The following is a 1705-nucleotide window of genomic DNA, read 5'->3' as shown; positions in this document are numbered from 1 at the left end:
GGAACAAGATTTCCAAATGATTTAAGTGGAGTTGTATCTGATTGTAATAAGGCAATAGCTATTGATTCTAACAATAAAAATGCTTTTTTTCTTCGTGGGTTAGCTCGTTACGAATTGGGAGAAAAGGAGCAAGGTTGTGAAGATTTTAGTAAAGCAATTGAATTAGGTTTTTCTGTTCTTAAAATTGCGGAACAAGAAAAATGTGTTGATTACTGGGATAAAAAAAATTAAAATTGGCTATAAAATTGTACCAACTTGTTATACAAAATTTAAAAACCTTTAGTTTAGTAATATGAAAAAGATTTACATTTTACTATTTATAATAGTATCTAGTTGTTCTGTTAAGCAAATAAATAAAGATAATAGATTTAATAGTTACGAAACGAACTCTAAAGTTAATTTGTTCCTTAATGGAAAAGATTCAATTAGTTTTAATGAGTTAAAATTCTGTCCGTATTACGACTCAAATGATTTGCAAAAATTCCTTTTTCAAAAATATGGTAAATGGAATAATTCCATATCTGTTGATAGAAAATATCCTTTTCTTGTATGGAGTGATTTAAAGCTATTTGATGGGTCAAATGAGTTATATACAATAGCAGTAAGCGGAGAAGATTTAGATTATAGTTTAGTTGAGATAAATGGAGTTTATCAAAAGAGTAAAATAATTTATTGTTCGGCAATAGTACTTAATGAGAATGATATTGATTGCTTTGGTGCAAATTATACAAAAAAGGATTCAATAGTAAAGATGTTAATTGATGGTGCTAAACAAATAGAATTTAAAGATTTGGCATTTGAAGATGAGCTAAACAAAATATTAATAAAATAGTTAAAATAGGAGTAATTTAGAGTTTAATTAATAGCTTGCTTAAAGCTTACAAAATTAATTGTATTTAAACCTAATAAAAAACAGGTAAACATTAAATGGCAGGAGATACAAATCTATCGGAATTATTAAAAAGAATGACACCAAAACTGAACGATGGTGAATATGTTTTTTCTACCGTAAAAGATATCAGTAATATTGATAGAAAAGATACTATTTGTGAATTTAAAGAAAAGGAAGGAACAACTATTGTTATTGAAAAAGGAAGAGCAGATGAACTTAATTTGAGTTATGAATATATTGCTTCTTGGATAACGCTAATGGTTCATTCATCATTAGATGCGGTTGGTTTAACAGCTATATTTTCAACGGAATTAGCTAAAAACAATATTAGTTGTAATGTAATTGCCGGATATTATCATGACCATATTTTTGTTCATAAATTAGATTCGGAAAAAGCAATTAAAGTTTTAACAAAGTTATCCGAAAATAATCAATAAAAAAGCACTACCTATACTTTACAAAATTATTAACATGGTTTTTTACAATTAAAAATCCCGATAACTATCGGGATTTAAAGGTTTTATAATAGTGTAATTATTTATTGAAATTTGGTGTATAGCCAACTACATTAATATTTTAGAAACTTAAAACTCACTTGTAAAGTGCAACTTAACGTTTGGATATTTTTGTTTTGTCATTTCAATAGAAAAAGCAGAATCTGCTAAAAACACAAGTTGTCCTTGCTTATCAGTAGCTAAATAACGTTGTTTTACACGTTTAAATTCTTTAAATTCTTCACTTTTTGGATTTTCGGCTTGGACCCAGCAAGCTTTATGAACTTGTAAGTTTTCGTAACTACATTTTGCGCCATAT

Annotated in this window: 2 protein-coding genes and 2 pseudogenes; 3 read left to right on the top strand and 1 reads right to left on the bottom strand. The window is 27.2% G+C overall.

Annotated elements, in window-relative coordinates:
- The 3 genes and pseudogenes from ABY298_RS16255 to ABY298_RS16245 form a co-directional block, all read left to right on the top strand.
- Positions 1-231, top strand: a pseudogene (locus tag ABY298_RS16255) (hypothetical protein); the annotation flags it as partial.
- A 61-nt stretch (positions 232-292) separates the two neighbouring features.
- Entirely contained in the window at positions 293-832 is a 540-nt protein-coding gene (locus ABY298_RS16250; protein WP_372747085.1) for a hypothetical protein, read from the top strand.
- A gap of 95 nt (positions 833-927) precedes the next feature.
- The gene (locus ABY298_RS16245) at positions 928-1329 is read left to right on the top strand and encodes an ACT domain-containing protein (protein ID WP_372747084.1); all 402 of its coding nucleotides are present in this window, start codon (positions 928-930) and stop codon (positions 1327-1329) included.
- A gap of 147 nt (positions 1330-1476) precedes the next feature.
- Here the strand turns inward: ABY298_RS16245 and prfC are convergent.
- A pseudogene (gene prfC / locus ABY298_RS16240) lies at positions 1477-1705 on the bottom strand (peptide chain release factor 3); the annotation flags it as partial.

The sequence above is a fragment of the Lutibacter sp. genome (assembly GCF_041596795.1).
Lineage (GTDB): Bacteria > Bacteroidota > Bacteroidia > Flavobacteriales > Flavobacteriaceae > Lutibacter.
Note: the sequence above shows the minus strand (reverse complement) of the source record. Positions and strands in the feature narration are given on the sequence as shown.